At 66.5% G+C, this 20751-nt stretch carries 19 protein-coding genes; 8 read left to right on the plus strand and 11 right to left on the minus strand.

Annotated features, from left to right (window positions below; genetic code table 11):
* Window positions 1–8 precede the first annotated feature (8 nt).
* The 3 genes from QW861_RS25180 to QW861_RS25190 all read right to left on the minus strand — a co-directional run bounded on the left by QW861_RS25180 (window position 9) and on the right by QW861_RS25190 (window position 2795).
* The gene (locus QW861_RS25180) at window positions 9–266 is read right to left on the minus strand and encodes a hypothetical protein (RefSeq protein ID WP_316193608.1); all 258 of its coding nucleotides are present in this window, start codon (window positions 264–266) and stop codon (window positions 9–11) included.
* A gap of 226 nt (window positions 267–492) precedes the next feature.
* A complete protein-coding gene (locus QW861_RS25185; RefSeq protein ID WP_316193609.1) occupies window positions 493–1761 on the minus strand; it encodes a sensor histidine kinase in 1269 nt (422 codons plus the stop codon).
* Window positions 1762–2618: 857 nt separating this feature from the next.
* The gene (locus tag QW861_RS25190) at window positions 2619–2795 is read right to left on the minus strand and encodes a hypothetical protein (RefSeq protein ID WP_315716614.1); all 177 of its coding nucleotides are present in this window, start codon (window positions 2793–2795) and stop codon (window positions 2619–2621) included.
* Between the two features lie 39 nt (window positions 2796–2834).
* Between QW861_RS25190 and QW861_RS25195 the strand changes: the two genes are divergently transcribed.
* The gene (locus QW861_RS25195) at window positions 2835–3389 is read left to right on the plus strand and encodes a Crp/Fnr family transcriptional regulator (protein ID WP_316175098.1); all 555 of its coding nucleotides are present in this window, start codon (window positions 2835–2837) and stop codon (window positions 3387–3389) included.
* 78 nt (window positions 3390–3467) lie between these two features.
* On the opposite strand, the gene QW861_RS25200 is transcribed toward QW861_RS25195, so the two are convergent.
* From QW861_RS25200 to QW861_RS25220, 5 genes are all read right to left on the minus strand, one after another.
* A complete protein-coding gene (locus QW861_RS25200; protein ID WP_315716616.1) occupies window positions 3468–4217 on the minus strand; it encodes a Crp/Fnr family transcriptional regulator in 750 nt (249 codons plus the stop codon).
* A 191-nt stretch (window positions 4218–4408) separates the two neighbouring features.
* Window positions 4409–5449 carry a tryptophan--tRNA ligase gene (gene trpS, locus QW861_RS25205; RefSeq protein WP_315716617.1) on the minus strand — a complete coding sequence of 347 codons (1041 nt, stop codon included), beginning with the start codon at window positions 5447–5449 and terminating at the stop codon, window positions 4409–4411.
* Between the two features lie 124 nt (window positions 5450–5573).
* Window positions 5574–5708 carry a hypothetical protein gene (locus QW861_RS25210; protein WP_315716618.1) on the minus strand — a complete coding sequence of 45 codons (135 nt, stop codon included), beginning with the start codon at window positions 5706–5708 and terminating at the stop codon, window positions 5574–5576.
* Window positions 5709–5713: 5 nt separating this feature from the next.
* A complete protein-coding gene (locus QW861_RS25215; protein WP_315716619.1) occupies window positions 5714–7348 on the minus strand; it encodes an ABC transporter substrate-binding protein in 1635 nt (544 codons plus the stop codon).
* A 387-nt stretch (window positions 7349–7735) separates the two neighbouring features.
* Window positions 7736–8353, minus strand: coding sequence for a TetR/AcrR family transcriptional regulator (locus QW861_RS25220; RefSeq protein ID WP_315716620.1), 618 nt, complete (start codon window positions 8351–8353; stop codon window positions 7736–7738).
* Between the two features lie 103 nt (window positions 8354–8456).
* Here QW861_RS25220 and QW861_RS25225 point away from each other — a divergent pair, with 103 nt between their 5' ends.
* The 4 genes from QW861_RS25225 (at window position 8457) to QW861_RS25240 (ending at window position 12097) form a co-directional block, all read left to right on the plus strand.
* The gene (locus QW861_RS25225) at window positions 8457–9155 is read left to right on the plus strand and encodes a PspA/IM30 family protein (protein ID WP_315716621.1); all 699 of its coding nucleotides are present in this window, start codon (window positions 8457–8459) and stop codon (window positions 9153–9155) included.
* Between the two features lie 55 nt (window positions 9156–9210).
* A complete protein-coding gene (locus tag QW861_RS25230; RefSeq protein ID WP_315716622.1) occupies window positions 9211–9486 on the plus strand; it encodes a YiaA/YiaB family inner membrane protein in 276 nt (91 codons plus the stop codon).
* A 335-nt stretch (window positions 9487–9821) separates the two neighbouring features.
* Complete coding sequence (locus QW861_RS25235) at window positions 9822–10826, plus strand: hypothetical protein (protein ID WP_315716623.1); 1005 nt, start codon at window positions 9822–9824, stop codon at window positions 10824–10826.
* The gene (locus QW861_RS25240; RefSeq protein ID WP_315753362.1) at window positions 10823–12097 is read left to right on the plus strand and encodes a hypothetical protein; all 1275 of its coding nucleotides are present in this window, start codon (window positions 10823–10825) and stop codon (window positions 12095–12097) included. Before QW861_RS25235 ends, QW861_RS25240 begins: the two co-directional genes overlap by 4 nt.
* Here the strand turns inward: QW861_RS25240 and QW861_RS25245 are convergent.
* From QW861_RS25245 to QW861_RS25255, 3 genes are all read right to left on the minus strand, one after another.
* Window positions 12024–13619 carry a hypothetical protein gene (locus QW861_RS25245; RefSeq protein WP_315716625.1) on the minus strand — a complete coding sequence of 532 codons (1596 nt, stop codon included), beginning with the start codon at window positions 13617–13619 and terminating at the stop codon, window positions 12024–12026. The two genes, QW861_RS25240 and QW861_RS25245, sit on opposite strands and share 74 nt — an antisense overlap.
* Before the next feature lie 409 nt (window positions 13620–14028).
* On the minus strand, window positions 14029–14880 hold the full coding sequence (locus QW861_RS25250) for an SDR family NAD(P)-dependent oxidoreductase (protein ID WP_316193610.1): 852 nt from the start codon (window positions 14878–14880) through the stop codon (window positions 14029–14031).
* Between the two features lie 110 nt (window positions 14881–14990).
* Window positions 14991–15380: a winged helix-turn-helix domain-containing protein gene (locus QW861_RS25255; RefSeq protein ID WP_316193611.1), complete on the minus strand. Its 390-nt coding sequence runs from the start codon at window positions 15378–15380 to the stop codon at window positions 14991–14993.
* Window positions 15381–15480: 100 nt separating this feature from the next.
* On the opposite strand from QW861_RS25255, the gene QW861_RS25260 reads away from it, so the two are divergent.
* The 3 genes from QW861_RS25260 (at window position 15481) to QW861_RS25270 (ending at window position 20663) form a co-directional block, all read left to right on the plus strand.
* Window positions 15481–16605, plus strand: coding sequence for an alkene reductase (locus QW861_RS25260; RefSeq protein ID WP_316193613.1), 1125 nt, complete (start codon window positions 15481–15483; stop codon window positions 16603–16605).
* Between the two features lie 149 nt (window positions 16606–16754).
* Window positions 16755–18419 (plus strand): thiamine pyrophosphate-binding protein, encoded by a 1665-nt coding sequence (locus QW861_RS25265; protein ID WP_316193614.1) that lies wholly within the window; start codon window positions 16755–16757, stop codon window positions 18417–18419.
* Between the two features lie 861 nt (window positions 18420–19280).
* Window positions 19281–20663, plus strand: coding sequence for a M20 family metallopeptidase (locus QW861_RS25270; RefSeq protein ID WP_316193616.1), 1383 nt, complete (start codon window positions 19281–19283; stop codon window positions 20661–20663).
* The last annotated feature ends 88 nt before the right edge of the window (window positions 20664–20751 follow it).

A 20751-nucleotide genomic window follows, 5' to 3' on the forward strand; every position in this document is an offset into this window, starting at 1 on the left:
GGAAGCTGTTACGCCGCGGCCGGCGGCGTGTGGGCGAACTCGTCCGCGAAGCTCATCTCCGCGCGCTCGTCGTCGACCGACCAGCAGCCGATCTCGGAAGCGCCCCGGAAGAAGTGGACGCTGTGGACCGGTGAGCGGAAGTCGTCGCCGCGAATGATCCGGAGCAGGGTCTGCGCCACGCGGCGGTGATCGCCGGGGAGCCTGAGGTCGAAGAATGCGTCGCCATAGCCCGGCAGGATGGTGCCGGCCGAATCGCGAACTTCCATGCGCAACTGTGCCATGCTCGCATTCAACGACAGCAACGGTTTCCGCCCGGTAAATGCCGCCGCGCCGGCGCAGGTGGTCTCACCATGGAGCGCGTAGCGCGCTGGTCGCCATCAGCGAAGCGTGGACGAGGTGCTCTGACAAGAGGCGCCGTTCGAGCAAGCGGCCAGCCTTGTCAGCAGCGGATCGCATCGGCCGCGGTGGCCGTTGGGATGATCGCGCAAGGGATCACCGGGCCTTCTCCAGCACCGGGCGCTCTGTGGTGACGAGGGCTGCCGGGACAACCGCTTCATTGCGGGGGAGGATCGGCAGTTCGAACAGGACACGCGTGCCAGTCGGCTGGTTGGCGCTCAGGGTGAGACGGCCGCGAAGCTGCTGGACCATCCCCTTGATCATCCGGAACCCCAGGCTTGTGCGCGGTTGATCGATGTCGAAACCATCGGGCAGACCGACGCCCTGATCGGACACGCTGAGCTGCAGGCAACCGTCGATGTCGCGGGCGGAGATGTCGATCGGTCCGTCCTGGCCAGGATAGGAATGTTTCACGGCGTTGCTGACCAACTCATTGAGCAGGAGACCGAGAGGCACGGCGTGATCGGCCGACAGCCGCATCGGATGGGCATCGCAGTTCAGGATATGCGCTCCCGCGACGCGTTGCAGCCTCTTGCAGAAGTCTATGAGGAAGACGTCGACGTCGATGAAGCCGATCTGTGATGCCCGCGAGAGATGATCATGAACCTGGGCAATGGCTGCTACGCGCGATCCGGCCTCGCCGAGGGCAAGCTTGGCCTCAACGGAATCCGTCCCGAATGCCTGCACCCGGAGCATGGCCACGACGGAAGACAGGCTGTTCTTGACGCGGTGACCCATTTCGCGCGTCAGCATGGCTTGATGGTCCAAGGCGTCCCGGAGCCGCGTCTCCTCATGCAGGCGCTCGATTGCAATCCCGACGATGTCGGCGAATTCGGTGAGGAAGGCAGCGTCCGCCTCGTCGAAGCGGCGGGGGGCCGGACTGTCGACCTGGAGCACGCCGAAATAGCCGCCGCCTCGTCCGCCGCGTTCGATCCGGACGCTGATCGACGTCTTGATGCCGCGGTCTACTGGAAGCCCCGGTATCTCGAAGCGACCATCCGGGGGGGCGCGACCGGTGATGATGGCTTGACCCGTCTGGAAGGCGCGTCCGGCAGGCGAGGTACTGTCCACGACGAACGATGATTGTTCGACCGAGCTCGGCCATCCGTACCCCGCGCGGACCAGCTGTCTCTTTCCGTCCGCCACGAATTCCATCACCATCGCGAACGGTGCATTGAGGCCCTTGGCACCGAGCGCGGCGGCGCGCTGAAGAGCGACGTGGATGTCGCGGGTCTGCAATGCAGCACGACTGAATTCGGCGAGCGCAGATTGTTGGATGAGCCTGTAGCTGCGCATGTCATTCCGGACGCCCGCGCGCTCGAGAAGGATCGGAAAAGCGGTATCTTGGCTCTGATGTCCCAACACGCGGATTCTCCAAAACAGAACGCACCCCGACTACAAATTCCCCGCGGCTCTCTTCCTTACGATTTGATATTGTAGGGCTATTGTGTTGCCGTTCACCGGCCGGAGTCTGAGCAAAAGCGGACATGGTCCAGTTTGCCGCAGCGCAATTCGTCGCGAGCCGGATCGAGGCGAAAGGCGCCCCGGCTCGCGTCGAGGGGGCGCTTGGCAGTTGCACCTGACGCTTGCCGTGCCCGCGCGCTCATCCAGAGGACCTTCCACGGAGAGCGGGCACCGGCGCCGCGGCGCGACGCGCGCTCTTGCAGCCCGTCAGAGGGTGGGCGGCACCATCCTCACGGAAACCGCCATATGCGCGATCGGCCAGCCTTGAGCCGGGCGGCAGGCCGGGTTGGCGCGCCGGCCAGATCCGCTCATTCGGCGGCCATTCTTTTGGGCCGCTCGGTGGTGTGGCCCACCGACAGCGAGCCGTGGGGCGTGTGACAGATGGATCCCGTCGAAGGGGTGTGTCCTGTCCGAATCCGTCAACGACCTCAATTTCATCCGTGAATGCCTGCGTCTGGCGGCGGATTTCACGCAACTTGCGCGCGATGCCGTCGATCCGGACCTGCAGGCGCATTGTCTGCGGATGGCCGCCTTCTGGACCGATCGGGCCGCCGGAAATCCCGGCGCGGAATCGGACGATCCGAGTCAGTGAAATCGCCGGATGCGCGATGAGCGAGCAGGGCCGTTGTTGCGGCGCGGCGGGGGAGCCTTGCGTGCGGGAGCTCGTGAGCAATTTTGCTCGGACTTGCCGGTCGAGAGCGCCCAAGAAACGGGGGCGACGGCGCGGACAGCCGCCTCTGCGCCGTGGCCTCCGTCCCTCATCGTGGCTTGTCAGTTTTGGAATGATCAAGGCGCAAACCGATCGCGATCTGCGGAGCAATCAGCTGCTCGATGCCCTGGCGCCGGACAGCCGCGGCCGGATCGAGCCGCACCTCGAGCCCGTTGATTTCAAGCTCGGCGCCGTGGTCTGCGAGGCGGGCGGCCATCTCCGGCATGCCTATTTCCCGAGAGGATCGGTGTTGTCGCTGTTGACCGTGCTGGAGAACGGCGACGCCATCGAGACGGCCAATATCGGTCGCGAGGGCGCCTTCGGCCTCTTCGCCGCCATGTACAGCCGGGCCTCCTTCAACCGTTGCATCGTTCAACTCGAAGGGCATACCGTCCGGTGTCCGATCGAGCTGCTGCAGCACGAGTTCGATTCCAGCGAACATGTGCGCAATCTTCTCGTCAGCTACTCCGAGACGCTGCTGTCCCAGGTTCAGCAGACGGTGGCCTGCAATGCGATGCATTCGACGGAAGAGCGCATCTGCCGATGGCTGCTGATGATGCACGACCGGGCCGAAGGGGCGGTGCTTCCGTATACGCACGAGTTCCTGTCGCAGATTCTCGGGGCCAATCGCAAGTCGGTGACGCTTGCCGCGCAATCCATGCAGGCGGCCGGCCTGATCAGCTATCGTCGCGGCACCATCCAGGTACTCGACCGGCCCGGCCTCGAGAAAGCCTCGTGCGAATGCTACGCCATCGTCAAGCAGCGGTTCGATGCGTTTCTCCAGCCGCCTACGACGGCGGTGCGCAGTCAGCTGCAGTGATATGATGGTGGCAATGATGTGATGGTGGCGTGGATCGAGCCGAGCAGGGCGGCCCCAGCTCGATCTCGCGATGCCCGGTCACAAGCTCTTCAGCGGACCTTTGCCTCCGACCGACTTGTCGCCTGCGATATGCGGCTGATCGTGCAGGACGACGTTCAGCAGGGAGCTGTTGATCTCGAGGTGACCGTTGTAGTCGATGAAGCCCAGCTTGCGGAACTTGTTCATGAAGTGACTGACGCGCGAGCGGGTGGTGCCGATCATGTCGGCCAGCATCTCCTGGCTGACCTTCGCGATGACCCGCTGCGGCTTGCCGTCATTGCCGAAATTGGCCAGCAGCAGTAGCGCCCGCGCAGGGCGCTTCTCGCTCGAATTGAACAGCTGATCGATGAGATCGGCCTCGACGCGGATCGTGCGGGCGAGAATGTGCGAAACGAAGATCTCGGAGAACGCCGGCTGCTCACGCAGGGCGCTCAGCGCGGCCGATTTGGTGATCCGCAGGATTTCGCTGTCCGTGATGGCCGACGCCGCCGACAGCCGATGAGACTGGCCGGCCAGGCAGCCTTCGCCGAAAAAGTCGTCCTGCCCGAGCAGCGCGATGACCGCCTCCTTGCCCTGCTCGGAATGGACGACGATCTTGACCGTGCCGGTGATGATATAGAACAGCACATCGGCGGGGCCGCCCTGAGAAAAGATCTGCTGGTCCTTTCGGTATTTCCCGATCGTCCGGCCTGGGCCTTCGGTCTTGAGGAACACCGCCGGATCGAAAGCCTGCTTCCTTGGCGGCGGCTTTGCGGCCGTCTGCGGCTTTACGATGGGTCGCTTCGCCATGTGTTCTCCCGGGTGAAACGCGAGTGCTGGATACTTCGAAGCCGGATCTCGGCATCACGGTTGGGCAGGCGCTAACACAGCATAGCGCCTTTCGCGGACGCTTGACAGCGCGGCGTCTATTTCAACGGGACACGCACAGCCGCTTCGTGTTCCAGTAACGCAGCGGAGCGAGAATTAGTTAATTCATGTTATCAAGCATTAGCATCGCACCGCTCATGCAGCGCGAACAGGCCCAGGGCCTCGCGGACGTCACGCAAGGTCGCATCGGTGACGGTGCGCGCCAGTTGGGTGCCGCGCCTGACGATCTCGAGAACGTGGCCGGGATCACGCGCAAACGCCGCCCGCCGGTCGCGGATCGGCGCGACCACGGCCTGCAGCACGTCATCAAGTCGCTGCTTCACGACGCTGTCGCCGAGGCCGCCGCGGACGTAGCGCGCCTTCAGGTCCGCGACCGCCGCAGGATCGTCGTCGAACGCGTCGAGATAGGTGAAGACGACATTGCCTTCGACGCGGCCCGGATCGGCGGCCCTGACGTGGCCGGGATCGGTGAACATGCGGCGGACGGCATCGCGAATCTGGTCCGCGGTGGCGGAGAGCGGAATCGTGTTGCCCTGTGATTTGCTCATCTTGGCCTTGCCGTCCACGCCAGGCAGGCGTCCGACGCTCGGGATCAGTGCGCGTGCCTCGGGGAGCACTTCCGTGCCCGCCTGGCGGTTGATGCGGCGGACGATCTCGTTGGTCTGCTCGATCAGCGGCGCCTGGTCGTCTCCGACCGGCACGATGGTCGCCTTGAAGGCGGTGATGTCGGCGGCCTGCGCAACGGGATAGCACAGGAAGCCGGCCGGAATATCGCGGCCGAAGCCGCGCGCCTGGATCTCGTCCTTGATGGTCGGGTTGCGCTCGAGCCGCGCCACCGTGACGAAGTTCATGTAGAGCAGCGTGAGATCGGCCAGCGCCGGCAGGTGCGATTGCAGGCAGATGGTCGTCATCTCCGGATCGATGCCGACGGCGAGATAGTCGGTCGCGATCTCCAGGACGTTCCGGCTCACCTTGGCCGGATCGTGGGCGTGGTCCGTGAGCGCCTGGGCATCGGCCAGCAGCAGGAATTGCCGATGCGTCGATTGCAGCGCGATGCGGTTTTGCAGCGAGCCGACATAGTGGCCGAGGTGCAGGGGGCCGGTGGTTCTGTCGCCGGTCAGGATGACGGGACGTTCTGGCATTGAGAGAGGCATCGTGGTTCTCCAGGAGTGAGAACCGCCGCTCGATCGAGCTCTTCGATGCTGTTGATGACAAGAACCGCGTCGCAGGCCGATGAACGGCGGCGACGGGCGAATGAATGACGAGGCCGTGCCGCTCCTAGATGGAGCGCCACCACGTGTTCGCGTGCAAGGTCTCAGTCTTGATCATGCGACCGATATGGCCGAAACCGCCGATGAATGCAACCCGCTCAGGCACGCTGCGCAGAGCGCGGCCCCAGGCCAGTTCAGCCATTCCGCCTATTCGAGATCAATCGCGTGATACTGGCCGGACTTGTCGAGCTGCGTGCCCCAGACCTTGTGCAGCGCCTGGTGGTCGGAGGGGCCGAAGCTCACCTTCGATCCGACGCCCAGCTCGTAGTTCTGCATCGATTCGAGGACATCGACCAGCGTTTCCGTGTCCACCGCGGGACCGGCGCGGCGCAGCCCTTCGATCAGGATGTTGGCGGTGAGATAGGCTTCCAGGGACGAGTAATCCGCCGGCTCTCCCGGAAAATATCTGTCGAGCGCCTTCTTGTAGTTCAGGGTGACGGAGGCGTAGCCGTCGACCGCCGGCGTGACCTGGGTGCAGATGACGCCGTCCGCATAGCGCGGGCCGAGCACCATCAGCTCACTGGCGAGGCCGGTGCTGCCGACGCCGGAGATCGTCGCGTAGGTCATGTCCGGATAGAGATCGCGAGTCTTCTCGATGAACTTGGCCGCGGCGCGAAAGGTGGCGACCAGCACCACCGCCTTGATCGCATGCTTCTGCCGGCGCAGTTGCGCGACGGCCTCGTCGACATTGACGGTGTTGCGGCTGTAGCTCATGCGGAAGGCGTCGCCCGCGCCGCCGCGCAGCCCGTGCATCGCCCTGCTGACGCCCTCCCACCCCGCGTCGCCATAGGCATCCTGCTGGGTGAGAACTCCGATCTCCTGCGGACGCAGCTTGCGGCTCTTGACGAGATAGTTCACGAGCGCATGGGCTTCCTCGGCGTAGCCGGCGCGGTAGTTGAAGACGTAGCGGTCCGGCGGATCGCGGCGAAGCGAAGGAGCCCCGGTGAAGGCGCCGAAATACAGCGCATGATGCTCGAGCGCGTACGGCACCGAGATCAGGGCCGTCGGACTGCCGTAGTTCTCGACGAATCCGAACACCTTGTGCTGCTCGTAAAGGTCCTTCATCGCGTTCAGCGTCCGCGTCGGCTCATAGGCATCATCGGCCGTGTAGAGCTTGAGCTGCCGGCCATGCACACCGCCTTCCTCGTTGACCTGAGTGAATGCGAGGTCGATGCCGAGCTTGAGCTGATGGCCCATCTCCCTGGCCGGCCCGGAAAACGGCGCCGCCATTCCGAAGCTGATTTCGGTATCGGTCACGCCCTGGACCGGGGCGCGCGTGCTGGTCGGCTGCGCCGACGCGGCATTGGCCACTCGCGTGTCGAACTTCGGCACACGGTCGTCCTCCCTCAGCGGCATGTTCTGGTCCGGCGCGACCGCCGGAGCGGCGCTCGCGAGCGCTCCGGTCCGGAGAGTATCCTGGACTGGCGCAACGGTCTGCGCGGCTTGGACCGGCGGCGATGGGACTGTTGCCGTCGTTGTCGCCGCCGCGCTGCTCTTGGCGGAGAGCGCAGCGGTCCACCGCGTCGGAAGTCTCGTCGCTGCAAAGCCGGCCACGCCCGCGGCAACAGCCACGAGCCCCATCACGCTCAACGCGCCGAGGAGACGCCGTTCCCGTGGCGGCGGAGGAACCTCCTGCACGCCGTAACGGGACGCGAATTCAGCAGGGGTAGGCCGATCGTGCTCGTCGCGCCACGGTTGTTCATACAGCGGACGCCGGCCGTCGTCGTAGCCGGACGGGAATGGCGGATCGCGGTCGTCATTGGGCGCACGCAGATGTCTCACGATTTCCCCTTGGCTCGCGCGTCATGGACTCGTTGGAGTTTTTTCTGGATCGCGCGGCATACGCTGCAGGTTCTGCCGGCCGGATGAGCGTGGCCATGCGCCGAGATCTGCACATGTCACACGAACTAACACTCGTCGTCGAGCGTCGGTGGAACGGCAGTTCCAGACATGTTGTCTGGAACAAGTCCGAACGTCGGCATGATACTGCGAAGCAATGGGGCGGTTGTTTGTTCTCGCCGTCAATTCCAGCTGAACAAGGAGGGAGCCGCGCCGCCATGGCAGCAAATTGGCTCTGACAGCAAGCAGGAGAGAAGTGCCGTGAAGCAGTCGGACTTGTTGTTGGCATCAGCATCCGATGACGCTGCGCCCCCGACGCCGAGCTCCTCGTCACCGGCCGGTCGTCTCCTCCGCCACCAGTCCCGTCACCATCGCCTTCACCATGGTCGCGATCTGCGCGCGCAAGGCCGCGAGCGGCACAGCGATCAGCTTCTGCTCCAAGCCGAGCGCGACCATGCCGTGGACGGCCGAGAACAGGCTGCGCGCGGTGACGCTGATGTCGTCGAAAGAGCGCCGTGGAAACAACGCCGCCAGTGGCTGGTGGATGTGACGGAACAGGTGCATCTGGTCGGCGATCGCCCAGTCGGGCAGCGGCTTCTCGGGCGGCATGCGGTGCTCGAACAGCGCGCGCCAGAGCTCGAGATTGTGGGCGGCGAAGTCGCAATAGGCGATCGCGATGCGCACCAGCGCAGCCTCGGGGCCGGGAGGGCCCGCGCTCTCGGCTGCGGACAGGTCGGCGTCGAGCCGCGCCAAGGTGCGTGATCCGACCATCAGCACCAGTTCGTCGACGTCGGCGACGAGATTGTAGACCGCGCCATTGGCGACGCCGATCTCCTGGGCGAGATCGCGCGTCTTCAGACCCGCGAGACCCCGCGTCCGGATCATCCGCTCGGCGGCCTCGATCAAGGCTTCGCGCTGTTTCGCACGTCTTTCCAGTGTCTTGGACATTGTTAACCAAAATATTGAGCGGCGCTCAAAATAATTCTTGAGCGTCGCTCATGGCTGCGCTAGAAGAAACGTCATGAGCGATGCTCATAACAGGGAGTTCACAATGTTCAAGACCGTTCTCACGCTGTTTCGGGGCACCGTGGCCGTCGCGGAGGAGGAGCTGCAGGACCGGACCGCGCTGGTGATCCTGGATCAGCAGCTGCGTGACGCCGCCGCCGCCGTCGATCGCAGCAAGCGCGCGCTGGCGCTGGCCATTGCGCAGGACCAGCAGGAGGGCAAGCGGCTCGAGGCGACCTTGGCACGGATCACCGATCTCGAGGTGCGCGCCACCGCAGCGCTCGACGGCGGCCGCGAGGATCTGGCCCGCGAGGCGGCGCAGGCGATCGCCGGCCTCGAGGCCGAGTGTGACGCGGCGCGGACGGCGCGGGCGCTGTTCGCGACCGAGATCACCAGGCTGAAGAAACATGTCGCCAACGCCGAGGCGCGCATTGCCGAGCTCGATCGCGGCCGGCGGATTGCGCGCGCCTCCGAGGCCGTGCGCAATCTGCGCCGCGGCGGCATCGAGGCGGCGCGTCCTTACGAGTGCACGCTGCCCGAGGCCGAAGCGACGCTGAAACGGCTGCGGGAGCGGCAGATCGAGGCGCAGGCCGCCGACGAGGCGCTCATGGAGCTCGATGCCGCGACGGGGCCGATCACCACGGCCGAGAAGCTCGCCGAGCAGGGCTTTGGCCCACGCATCAAGACCACTGCCGACGACGTGCTGGCGCGGCTGAAGGCCGGCCGCGCCGCACCGGCCAACTGATTTTCGTCACGACCGATCGAACGCATCAACAACCACGTCATCATAGGAGCCGACCATGAACCAGAACACCCAGCCGCACAGCAGCGCCTTCATCACCTTCTCCTACGCCTCGTTCGCCGCCTCCGCCTTCCTCGTCGCTCTCGGCGTCTTCTTCATGCCGATCGATCTCTGGATGAAGGGCTATCTGACGATGGGCATTGTCATGCTGGTGCAGACCTGCGTCACCCTGACCAAGACGCTGCGCGACCGCCACGAGAGCGGCAAGCTCGTCAATCGCATCGAAGACGCTCGCGCCGAGCGCCTGCTGATGGAGGTGTCGAAGGCAGCTTAGGGCGGCCGCAGTCGTCTCGCTCTCTTGGCCTCTCCCCGCTCTTGTCCACCGTAGCTCGACGAGCGAAGGCGGATGCGGGGAGAGGCCGGATTGCATCGAAGATGCAATCCGGGTGAGGGGAAGTTTGCGGGGCAAGCTCCGACTTCGGCGAGACAGCGCCGGCAGGCGGTGGGCGCGAAGGCGTCCGCCGCTCACGTCGTTCAACCTGCGTTTACCCTCGCTCACGCTCCGTCCCGCGTCGTTATCGTGAATTAACAGCACCAGGGCATAAGGCGGCCAGGGCGGCCGTGATCTCGGCTGCGCCGCTTCCTGATCACGCCGTGCTAGGTTGAGGCATGAACATCGTCGCAGCAGTGGGGCGTATCCGACGCAGCATCGGCTTCTGGCTGACCGCGCTCGGCCAGGAGGCGATGGACCTGTCGCTACGCACCCATGCGGAGTTGCGCACGCGCATCGTCGAGAGCCCGGGCACGACCCTGGACGATGCGGCGCTGGCGGCGCTCGTGGCCGATCTCCGCACCATTGCCGGCAAGACGCTGCCCGCCGGCGAGCTCACCTACGGCATCTTCTCCGGAGCGCGCGAGCCGCTCGCGCGCGCCATCATCACGGTGGTGTCGGAGGAGGCGGGCGGCCGGCCGATCGCCTTCAATGCGCTCGCGGTGATGCAGGTCGAGCGCGATGGCGACAGCCAGCAGGTGATCCATCTCGGATTGGTCATGGTCGATCCGGAAGCGCGCGGCAAAGGCCTGTCCGGCGTGCTCTACGGCCTCACGACGCTGCTGCTGTTCGTCCGCGACGGGCTGCGGCCGAAATGGATCTCCAACGTCACGCAGGTGCCGGCGGTGGCCGGCATGGTCTGCGAGACCTTCTCCGACGTCTATCCGTCGCCGCTGCCGCAGGCCCGACAGAGCTTTGCGCATCTTCAGCTCGCGCGCGGCATCATGCGGGCGCATCGCGCGGTGTTCGGTGTCGGCGACGAGGCCGGGTTCGACGAACAGCGCTTTGTCATCACCAACGCCTATACCGGCGGCTCCGACGCGCTCAAGAAGACGTATGACGATGCGCCGAAGCATCGCGACGCCGTCTACAACGGCTTCTGCGCGCGCGAGCTGGACTACACCAGGGGCGACGACCTGCTGCAGCTCGGCCGGATCGATCTCGCCGCCGCCCGGCGCTATCTGCTGCGCGAAATCCCCTCGGGCTCGCTGCCGGCGCTGCTGGCGACCTCGGGCGTGCTGGCGCTGCAGCGGATGATCCTGCCGCTGGTACATTGGCTCGACGACACCAGGACGTTCGGCACGCTGCGTCCGCGCCTGCCGCCCGGCGAGCCCGCGCCATGACGGCCGGCATCGTTGCGGACTCCGTCGTCAACCTCTGCGGCGCGATCGGCCTCGCGGTGGCCGCCGCCATGCTGCACCGGCGCGACCCGAGGGGACCGCTGACGGCGCGGCTCGTCGTTCTGCTCGGGACCGTCGCCTCGCTGTTCCTGCTGCGCGGCGTCGCCTGGTGGACGGACAATGCTTTTCTCGACCGCATCTCGCTGGTTCCGGCGGCGCTGATCCCGCTCGGCGCGCTGGTGGTGACGGAAGGTCTGCTGCGCCGACACGCGCATCGCGCGCTCAAGGCGATCGCGCTGGCCGGCGGCGTGGTGCTCGCGCTCGCCGGCGCGCTCGGTCCGGCCGAGTTCGAAAGCCACCACACGGTCATGCTGTCGGCCTTTCAGCTCGCGGGCTTTGCGACCTGCGCCTGGCTGCTGCTTCGCCGCGACCGCGCGCGCCTGCTGGCCTGGGAGAACCGCGCCATCGATCGCGTCGCGTTCGGCGCCATCATCGTCATCCCCTTCATCATCACCGATTTTCGCGTACTGGCGCCGAGCATGCCGGTGCGGCTCGGCGCATTGGGCGCGCTGCTGGCGGTGACCGCGATCCTGATCGCCGGCGCCAGCGCGGAGACGCAGCGTCAGGGCGGGCTGCTGACATTGTTGCGGATCCTCGGCGCCGCCCTGCTCGGCGCTGCCGCGGCCGCGCTGTCGCCGGACGTCGATGCGGCGCAACTGATGCGCTTCTGCGCGGTCGCGGTGGCCGGCGTGCTCACGATCGGGCTGATCGGCGATGCCTTGCGCGCGATGCTGCAAGCGCGCGAGCCGGGCGTACTCGACTCGATCGGGGCGTCGATCGCGGCGACGCCCGACGAACTGATCGCCGAGCTCACGCGCCAGCCGGTCTTCGAAAGCGCACGCCGCTGTCGCGAGGCTGAGCTGACCGCCTATGATCCGCCGCTGCTGCGCGACTTTCTCGCGTCAAGCCCCGTGCTGCGCCGGGCCGATGCGCCGTGGCGGCGGGCGGTCACCGACCCCGCCGTCGAGCGCATGGTGGCGCTGATGGATGCGCGGCATGCGACGCATGTGATCGTGCTGTCGCACCAGCCGGTCGACCTCATCGTGCTCGCGGTCTCCGTGATCTCGGCCGATCCGGCCACGGAAACCGCGCTCGCGCTCGTCAGGCGCCTGCTGGTGCAGGCGCCTGAGCGACAGGTGATCACGCCCACATGTGATGATGCTGATGCTGTGACATCTCCATCATCGGCCCCTCCATCATCGGACCGTCCATGACCAGGGTTGGCGGAGCGGCGCTGGCGTGTGCTGCCGGCGCGGCGCTGGGAAGCATGATCACGTTCGAGGCCGGCGCGCTGGTGACCGCGGCCAGCAGCGCGGCGGTGTCGGCACTGTTGCCGCCGCCGGTGGTCGCCAGCACCTGGCCGATCGTGGTGCCGTCGACATTGTAGGCGCCGCCATTGACCGGGATGTTGTTGCCGCCGACATCGGCTGCGTTCTGGTGCATCTGGTCGGCGGCCGCGGCGACCAGCGCCTTGTTGCCGGCCTGGAAGCCCTCGAGGATCTTGGCGATCTCGGCGCCGAGCGTGCTCTGGTCGCCGAGCAGCTCGTTGTCGAAGCGGGCCTGGAAGATGCCGCCCTGCGCCGCGTCGAAATCGGTGACGTCCTTCTTGAAGGTCATCAGGTCGGCGGTGACCTGCGCCATCGCGGCGGCGTCGCCGGAATTGACGGCCGCGATCGCAGCCTTGCCGAGCGCGTTCGACTGGGCGATGAACATGGCCCAGAAATCGGTCTGTGCCTGGTTGTCCTGATAGGCCGGCGTCGGGTTGAGGAAGTCGCCGAAGCCGCTCCAGCCGTTCAGGCCGTTCTGCTGCGCCATGTTGGCGAGATTGGTGTCGCCGGCGACGATGTCGATGATGTCGAGGAAGTCGTCGTTCAGCGCGCGGCCGATGTCGACATTGCCGGCCGCGCCGTTGATGTGGGTGTTGACGAGCGCGAGCTGGTCGATGATGGCGAGCGCGTGCACGCCGGTCAGGCCGCCGAACTGCAGCGGATTGGCGGCGACCAGCGCATTGAGGCCGGCGATCAGCGCGTCGACATCGTCCTGGATGACGTCGACGTTGCTCTCGTTGACACCGCCGATCAGCCGGTTGGCGGCGTCGTTGAAGATCAGGCCGAGCTCGGCCAGCGTGCCCTTGGCGGCGGTTGCGGCCGTCACGCCTTCGGGCAGCAGCGCCGGCGCCTGCAGGAAGCCGGTGACGCCGTCGGCGTTGGTCGCATTGCCCGCAAGGTTCGGATCGTTGTTGACGACGTTGAGGATGTCGAGGTGCGCGTTGCGCAGCGCGGTCTCCGCGGCGGCGATGCTGCCGAACGCGCCGCCGCCGGTCACCGAAGCCATCGCGGCATCCTGCGCGACCGTGATGTCGGCGAGGATCTTGTTGATGTTGGTGAGCGTCTGCCCGGTGAACTGGCCGGCGGCAACCATCGCCTTCAGACCATCCTGAATCACGGTGAGATCGCCGGTGTAGTTGTAGACGCTGCCAAGGCCCTGGCCGCCTTCCTCGACCACGTTGCGCCACAGCCCGCCTTCGAGAAAGCGCGTCGCGTCGTTGAAGACGACGCCGAGGTCGGCAAAGCCGAGCGCGGGCGTCGGCGGCGTGGGTGCGGGCGGCGTCGGAGGCATCGGCGCAGGCGCCGGCTGGCAGTGATGATCGTGATGATGATGGTGGTGGTGGTGGTGGTCGCTGTGATGATGGTGACCGTGGTGACTGTCGTGATGGTGACGGTGATGGCGCGACATGTCCGACGTACTCCCCAAAGCTGCGCACCACTGCGGATGAGCCGAAGCAATGCGGCGCGGCTGACGCGGGTGCGGATGATGAGGGCCATCTGCTGCCTGCTTCGTGGCTGCTTCGCGCAGGGATTGTGGAATGCGTCTGCGTCAGATTGTCGTGCGGCGTACGGGTGGCGCTCCCGCAGAGCTGCGACATCTCACCGCTTGACGGTCGAGGCGCGCTTCGGGAGCCGGCTCTCAGCGACGATGTCGCGCCCGCGGCAAATCAGTGAGTTGCAAGAGCGTTCGACCGTAGCGATTCGGTCGATGGTAGACGTTCCGAGCGCACGCGGACCGCCTTGCGACGATCCGACGCGTCCGGTAACTTGTGATGAGACCGGGAGCAGCTACGCGCCGCCGCTCCGATGTGGCCGGATCATGGCGATTTCTTTACGAACGCGGCGAATGCGTCGGCGTAGTCGGCATGCCAGCGCGACAGTGGCGGCCGGTTCTCGACGATGTCGCCGGCCGCCCACAGGATGCGCCGCTCGTCCAGCGCGCGCGGCACGTCGTTGTCTGGGCACAGCACGTAGAAGTCGCCGGCCGCGACGCGCTCCAGCATGAAGTCGACCGTCTGCTCCGGCGTCCAGGCGGCGGCCGGCTTCTCGACGCGGCCATTCGCCGTCAGCGGCGTGAACACGAAGCCCGGAATGAACAGATGCGCCGTCACCTGGCAGCCGGGCGTGTTGCGCAGCTCGTGCTGCAGCGCCTCGGTGAACGCCTTCACGCCGGCCTTCGAGACGTTGTAGGCGGGATCGCCGGGCGGCGTGGTGATGCCCTGCTTGGAGCCGGTATTGATGATCAGCGCCGGCCTGCCTTGCGCGATCATGCCGGGGGCGAACACCTGCGCGCCATGGATGATGCCCCACAGATTGACGCCGAGGATGCGCTGCCAATTGGCCTCAGTGAGCATCTTGCTGCCCGGCTGGATGCCGGCATTGTTCATCAGCACGTCGATCGCGCCGAAGCGCTGCCGCACCGCCGTTTCGAGCGCGACCACGCTGTCCCGGTTGCTCACATCGACCGTGGCGGTCATGACCGCAGCCTCGCCACGCCTGGCCGCAGCCGCGAGCCTGGCGGCGGCGTGGCACAGCCGGGCCTCGTCGACATCGGCGATGCAGACGTTCATGCCGCGCTCTGCGAAGCGCATGGCGGCGGCGAGCCCGATGCCGGAGGCGCCTCCGGTGACGACGGCGGTGTGATCGGCGGATAGAGCAGGGTGTGACACGGGCAGGTTCTCCGGCAGGACGGTGAGATGGTGGTGTATGACGTCCGGGCGCGGCCGCAAGATCATCCGGCCGACGGCATGACAGGTCTTCGCGATCCCGCCGGAGCCGGTTACGGCGCGGCCTTCGCGCCGCGCGCCTTCTTCGGCTTCTCGATGTCGCTGCGCAGCGCCGCCAGATCCTTCTTCACGGCATTCGCCGCGTCGCGCTCCATGCGCCGGTAACGTTCGACCAACTGCGCGCCGAACGCCGTCAGCGCCGCGCCACCGCCATTGCGGCCGCCGGTCTGGCGCGCCACCGCCGGCTGCCGGCACACCCGGTTGATCTCGTCGACGAGGTCCCAGGCCCGCTTGTAGGACATGTCCATCGCGCGCCCGGCCGCAGAGATCGAGCCGTGCCGCTCGATGTTCTCCAGCAGCGCGATCTTGCCCGGCCCGATCCGGCTGCCGTCATCGAGATCGATGCGCAGGCTGAGCGAGGGCAGGGCGTTCGCTTTCGGCATGGAGGGTTTGCTCGTGCGGAGGTGGGGCGGACATTGCCACCATCATGTTTTGCGAACAAGATGATCCCAATCGACAATCGCAACGACATCTGGGGACGAAATGCTGCCTGCGCTGTTTTCACCGCTCACGATCGGTCCGTACCACCTCAAGCATCGCGTCGTGATGGCGCCGTTGACGCGCATGCGCGCCGCAAAGGAGACGCTCGCGCCGCGCCAGCTCAACGTCGATTATTACGCGCAGCGCGCGACGCCGGGCGGGCTGATCATCGCCGAGGCCTCGCCGGTGCTGCCGACCGGCACCGGCAGCCCGAACGTGCCGGGCATCTACAGCGCGGCGCAGATCGCCGGCTGGAAGCAGGTCGTCGATGCGGTGCATGCCAAGGGCGGATTCATCTTCCTGCAGCTCTGGCACGTCGGCCGCGTCTCGCACTCCTCGTTCCAGCCGGGCGGCGTGCTGCCGGTGGCGCCGTCGGCGATCGCGATCGGCGACGATCTCAAGGCGATGACGGCGGAAGGCAAAGGCGCAGCTTACGAGACGCCGCGTGCGCTCGACACCGACGAGATCCCCGCGCTTGTCGCCGCCTATGGCCAAGCCGCGCGCAATGCGATGGCCGCCGGCTTCGACGGCGTCGAGGTGCATGGCGCGAACGGCTATCTGATCGAGCAGTTCCTGCAGACCCGCAGCAACCAGCGCACCGACCGCTATGGCGGCGGAATCGCGAACCGCTGCCGCTTCCTGCTCGAGGTCACGCAGGCGGTGATCGATGCCTGCGGCGCCGACAAGGTCGGCGTGCGGCTGTCGCCCTATGGCATCGCCAACGGCTCCGGCGAAGCCGAGCCGATGCCGCTCTATACCTATGCGATCGAGGCGCTCGACAAGCTCGGCATCGCCTATCTGCACCTGATCGAGCCGCGCTCCTCCGGCGCCGGCCGCGCCGACGTCAACTGGCAGAACGTGCCGTCGGCCATCGCTCTGTTCCGGCCGGTGTGGAGGGGCGTCCTGATCGGCGCCGGCGGCTTCACGGGCGAGCCGGCCGACGCGGCGATCCGGGCCGGCCTCGCCGACGCCATCGCCTTCGGCCGCACCTTCATCTCCAACCCGGACCTGCCCGCCCGGCTGCAGCACGGCTGGCCGCTGACGCCCTATCACCGCCCGACCTTCTACGGCGGCGAGGAGAAGGGCTACACGGACTATCCGGTGTATCAGGAGATGGCGAAGGTGTAGTCCGCGCTCTCTCCACCGTCATTGCGAGGAGCGCAGCGACGAAGCAATCCAGAGTCGCGTACGCCGCCCTGGATTGCTTCGCTTCGCTCGCAATGACGGAGAGAGAGCTCGCCCGCATACTGAGGCCGCGTTGCTCGGAGGAAACCTGAATGAAGAACCGCATCACCGGACGCTCGGCCTTCCTCACGCTGCTCAAGGACGAGGGCATCACTCATCTGTTCGGCAATCCCGGCACCACCGAATTACCGATCATGCATGCGCTGAAGGATCATCCCGATCTCACCTACGTCATGGCGATGCAGGAGAGCCTGGTGGTGGCGATCGCCGACGGCTTCAGTCGCGCCTCGGGACGCCTCGTCGCCTGCAACGTCCACGTCGCGCCGGGTCTCGGCAACGCCATGGGCGCGCTCTACAATGCGCAGTTCACCGGGACGCCGATGATCCTCACCGCCGGCCAGCAGGAGCAGGGCCACGGCCTGATGGAGCCATTGCTCTACGGCCCGCTGGTGCGGATGGCCGAGCCGCTGGTGAAATGGGCGGTCGAGGCGACGAGGCTGGAGGACCTGCCGCGCATCATCAGGCGCGCCGCCAAGGTGGCGACCACGCCGCCGACCGGTCCCGTCTTCATCTCGCTGCCCGGCGATATCCTCAATGCCGAAGCCGGCATCGAGCTCGGCCGTTCCACCCGGGTCGATGCGCGCGTGTTGCCGGCCGCGGACGCTTTGCAGGGGCTGGCGCAGCGCATTCTCAAGGCGCAGCGGCCGGTGGTCATCACCGGCGACGAGGTCGTCAAGAGCGATGCGCTGCGGGAGGCGGCCGAGTTCGCGTCGGCGATCGGCGCTCCCGTGCATCAGCAGTCCGCGCCCTATGGCGCGCATTTTCTGTCCGAGCATCCCTGCTACATCGGCTCATTGTCGCGCGCGCAGCAGCAGGTCCGCGACCTGCTCGCGCCACACGATCTTCTCATCGTGCTCGGCGCCGATCCCTTGCGGATGTCCGTGCACAGCGAGATCGAGCCGCTGCCCGAGGGCTTGCCGATCGTGCAGATCGGCCTCGTCGATTGGGAGCTGGGAAAGAATTTCGGTGCCGAGATCGCGCTGAAGGCCGACGTTCGCGAGACGCTGCTTCAGCTCACGCCGCTCTTGCGCGAGCTCGGCGGCGCGGCCCTGCAGGCGCGTGCGCAGGAGCGCGTGGCCGAATTGTCCTCGAAGAACTGGAGCGCGCGGCGGCGCAAGCTGGCCGCGCAGATCGAAGCGGCGCGCGAGCGGACGCCGATCGATCCGGACTACCTGGCGCTGCAGGTCGCCGAGGCCATGCCGGAGCACGGCATCATGGTCGACGAGGGCCTGACCTCGGCGCGCTACATGACGGCGCTGTGGCCGTATCGCGACCGCTACAACTATCACGCGCTCGCCTCGGGGGGCATCGGCTGGGGCCTGCCGGCCTCGGTCGGCGTCAGCCTCGCCAATCCCGATCGCCCCGTGGTCTGCTACTCCGGTGACGGCAGCGCGATGTATTCGATCCAGGCGCTGTGGACCGCGGCGCATCACAAGCTGCCGCTGTCGGTCGTCATCGTCAACAATGGCGGCTACCGCATCATCAAGCAGCGGCTGCTGTCGTTCCACGGTGACGACAACTATATCGGCATGGATTTTGTCGATCCGCAGGTGGATTTTGCGGGATTGGCCAAGTCGCTCGGCTGTGAGTCGCTGCGTGTCAGTGATCCGCGCGAGCTGAAGTCGGTGTTATCGGAGGCCTTCCGGCGGCCGGGCGCGAAGCTGATCGAGGTGATGGTGAGCAACGCGGTGAACTGAGCAGGCGTCAAGCTCAGAGGGGCGGTCCATCCACGACCACAGTCGTCATTCCGGGGCACGCGGGTCTACGACCCGCGTGAGCCCGGAATCCATAGCCACAGGCGGATGTTGTGACGCGAACTGGTCATGACCATCCGTTTCTCCTCACAATAGCTTGTGGTTATGGATTCCGGGCTCATCCGAGTTGCAGGGCGGCTGCGCCACCCCGCACTCGGATGCCCCGGAATGACGACTTCATGAGCAGCCGCTAAAGAAATCGCTTTACGAATACCCGAAGATATGCTTTATTTCCGAAATCCCGCCTCATACGGAGGGGCGCATCGCGATCGTCACGACACGCGAGGTGGGGGCGACGGCTGTCGGCATGCCGCAGCGTGGGGAAGCCCGCGCCGACGAACGGCATCTGGCGGACGCAAAGGCGTGTGGTCCTAGCACCCCGACGCTGGTGCCAAGTCGCGGGTGATGATCCCGCCGATGACGGTGGCTATCAAGCCGGACACCGGGGAGAGCACGCTATACACGTGAAAACCGTCGCGCGGGGAATGCCGGATGCTCGGCTGAACCTGTGGTGACTGCCGCCTGCTTTTCTTTCTGCAGGCGGGCCATGGGTGAGGCCTTCACCCGGCATTCCCCGCGCCCTCCGTCTTTCGAGGGTGTTCACGCCAATAGCTCGGGTGCGCGACCGCACCGCGAGAACGAGAGCGCGTAGGTCGGGACAATGCAGCCGGTCGGGGCAGGTCCCGGGCATGCAGTTCCAAAATCCGAGACGCGTGCGCTTGCCCACTGAATTCAAACCCAGCCCCTTCCGCTCGTCGCGCGATCCCGATATGACGCCGCCTTCGTCGTGACTGGAAAAGCGCCATGACCAGGATTGATGCAATCGCCCGTGCCCGTCAGAGCCTGACGAGCGGTGACTTCTTGGTCGAGCTCGGCCGCCGGGTCGCCTATCGCACCGAGAGCCTCAATCCCGAGCGCAAGGACGACCTCGCGGCGTATCTGACCAACGAGCTGACGCCGTCCTTTGCTGCGCTCGGCTTTTCCTCCGAGATCGTGCCCTCGCCGAGCGGCAAGTCGCCGTTCCTGATCGCGACCTACCACGAGAGCGACAGCGCCCCGACGATGCTCAGCTATGGCCACGGCGACACCGTCGACGGCATGGCCGGCGAATGGCGCGACGGCCGCGATCCCTGGGCGGTGACGCCAGCGGGCAATCGTCTCTATGGCCGCGGCACCGCCGACAACAAGGGCCAGCACAGCATCAACATGGCGGCGCTGCGCGCGGTGCGCGAGGCCCGCGGCGGCAAGCTCGGCTTCAATGCCAAGTTCATCATGGAGATGGGCGAGGAGATCGGCTCGCCCGATCTCGCCAGGGTGGCCGATCTGCATCGCGACGCCTTGAAGGCCGACGTCTTCATCGGCTCGGACGGCCCGCGGCTATCGACCGCACGCCCCACCATCTTTCTCGGCTGCCGTGGCGGCATCCGGTTGCATCTCGACGTCAACCTGCGCGAGGGCGGCAACCATTCCGGCAATTGGGGCGGCGTGCTCGCCAATCCCGCGACCATCCTTGCCAATGCCATTTCCACGCTGGTCGACGGCCATGGCCGTATCAAGCTCGATACCTTGAAGCCGCCGCGCCTCACCAATGCCATCCGCGCCATCCTCGCCGACGTGAAGGTGGAGCCGACCGCCGACGAGCCGGCGCTGTCGGACCATTGGGGCGAGGAGGGGCTGACGCCGGCGGAGCGGCTCTATGCCTGGAATACGCTCGAGGTGCTCGCGATCTCCTCCGGCAATATCGACAAGCCGGCGAATGCGATCCCCGGCCGCGCCCGCGCCGTGCTGCAGCTGCGCTTCGTGGTCGGCACCAAGGTCGACAGCATCGTGGAGGACGTGAGGAGCCATCTCGTCGCGCACGGCTTCCCGATGGTCGAGGTCAGCATGACGCAAGGCTTCGCGGCCTCGCGCGCCGACATCGACAGCCCCTGGATCAAATGGGCCGCGGAGTCCATCAAGATGAGCACCGGCAAGGCGCCCGCGGTGCTGCCGAACTTCGGCGGCTCGCTGCCCAATGACGTGTTTGCCGACGTGTTGAAGATGCCGACCATGTGGGTGCCGCATTCCTACCCGGGCTGCTCGCAGCACGCGCCGGATGAGCACATCCTGCTGGATGTCACGGACGAGGCGCTCGGCCTGATGGCCGGGCTGTTCTGGGATCTTGGTGAATTGCGGAAGCCGCTGTGAGCCGAGAAGGAGGCATGAGCACACATCGCCTGGCGTCTGGTGAGGAGCGCGCGCCGGCCAGGAAGACGGAAGGTGGGCGCGGCGCGTC

Source organism: Bradyrhizobium sp. SZCCHNRI1029 (genome assembly GCF_032487555.1).
Lineage (GTDB): Bacteria > Pseudomonadota > Alphaproteobacteria > Rhizobiales > Xanthobacteraceae > Bradyrhizobium.

Excerpts from the sequence above, each read along its gene's own strand:
- QW861_RS25225 (WP_315716621.1), top strand. The coding sequence starts at position 8,457 with ATGTTCAAGACCGTTCTCACGCTGTTTCGGGGCACCGTGGCCGTCGCG.
- QW861_RS25240 (WP_315753362.1), top strand. The coding sequence starts at position 10,823 with ATGACGGCCGGCATCGTTGCGGACTCCGTCGTCAACCTCTGCGGCGCG.
- QW861_RS25210 (WP_315716618.1), bottom strand. The coding sequence starts at position 5,708 with ATGGCTGAACTGGCCTGGGGCCGCGCTCTGCGCAGCGTGCCTGAGCGG.
- QW861_RS25190 (WP_315716614.1), bottom strand. The coding sequence starts at position 2,795 with ATGCCGGAGATGGCCGCCCGCCTCGCAGACCACGGCGCCGAGCTTGAA.
- QW861_RS25230 (WP_315716622.1), top strand. The coding sequence starts at position 9,211 with ATGAACCAGAACACCCAGCCGCACAGCAGCGCCTTCATCACCTTCTCC.
- QW861_RS25245 (WP_315716625.1), bottom strand. The coding sequence starts at position 13,619 with ATGTCGCGCCATCACCGTCACCATCACGACAGTCACCACGGTCACCAT.
- QW861_RS25270 (WP_316193616.1), top strand. The coding sequence starts at position 19,281 with ATGACCAGGATTGATGCAATCGCCCGTGCCCGTCAGAGCCTGACGAGC.
- QW861_RS25180 (WP_316193608.1), bottom strand. The coding sequence starts at position 266 with ATGGAAGTTCGCGATTCGGCCGGCACCATCCTGCCGGGCTATGGCGAC.
- trpS (WP_315716617.1), bottom strand. The coding sequence starts at position 5,449 with ATGCCTCTCTCAATGCCAGAACGTCCCGTCATCCTGACCGGCGACAGA.
- QW861_RS25255 (WP_316193611.1), bottom strand. The coding sequence starts at position 15,380 with ATGCCGAAAGCGAACGCCCTGCCCTCGCTCAGCCTGCGCATCGATCTC.
- QW861_RS25235 (WP_315716623.1), top strand. The coding sequence starts at position 9,822 with ATGAACATCGTCGCAGCAGTGGGGCGTATCCGACGCAGCATCGGCTTC.
- QW861_RS25260 (WP_316193613.1), top strand. The coding sequence starts at position 15,481 with ATGCTGCCTGCGCTGTTTTCACCGCTCACGATCGGTCCGTACCACCTC.
- QW861_RS25220 (WP_315716620.1), bottom strand. The coding sequence starts at position 8,353 with ATGTCCAAGACACTGGAAAGACGTGCGAAACAGCGCGAAGCCTTGATC.
- QW861_RS25200 (WP_315716616.1), bottom strand. The coding sequence starts at position 4,217 with ATGGCGAAGCGACCCATCGTAAAGCCGCAGACGGCCGCAAAGCCGCCG.
- QW861_RS25265 (WP_316193614.1), top strand. The coding sequence starts at position 16,755 with ATGAAGAACCGCATCACCGGACGCTCGGCCTTCCTCACGCTGCTCAAG.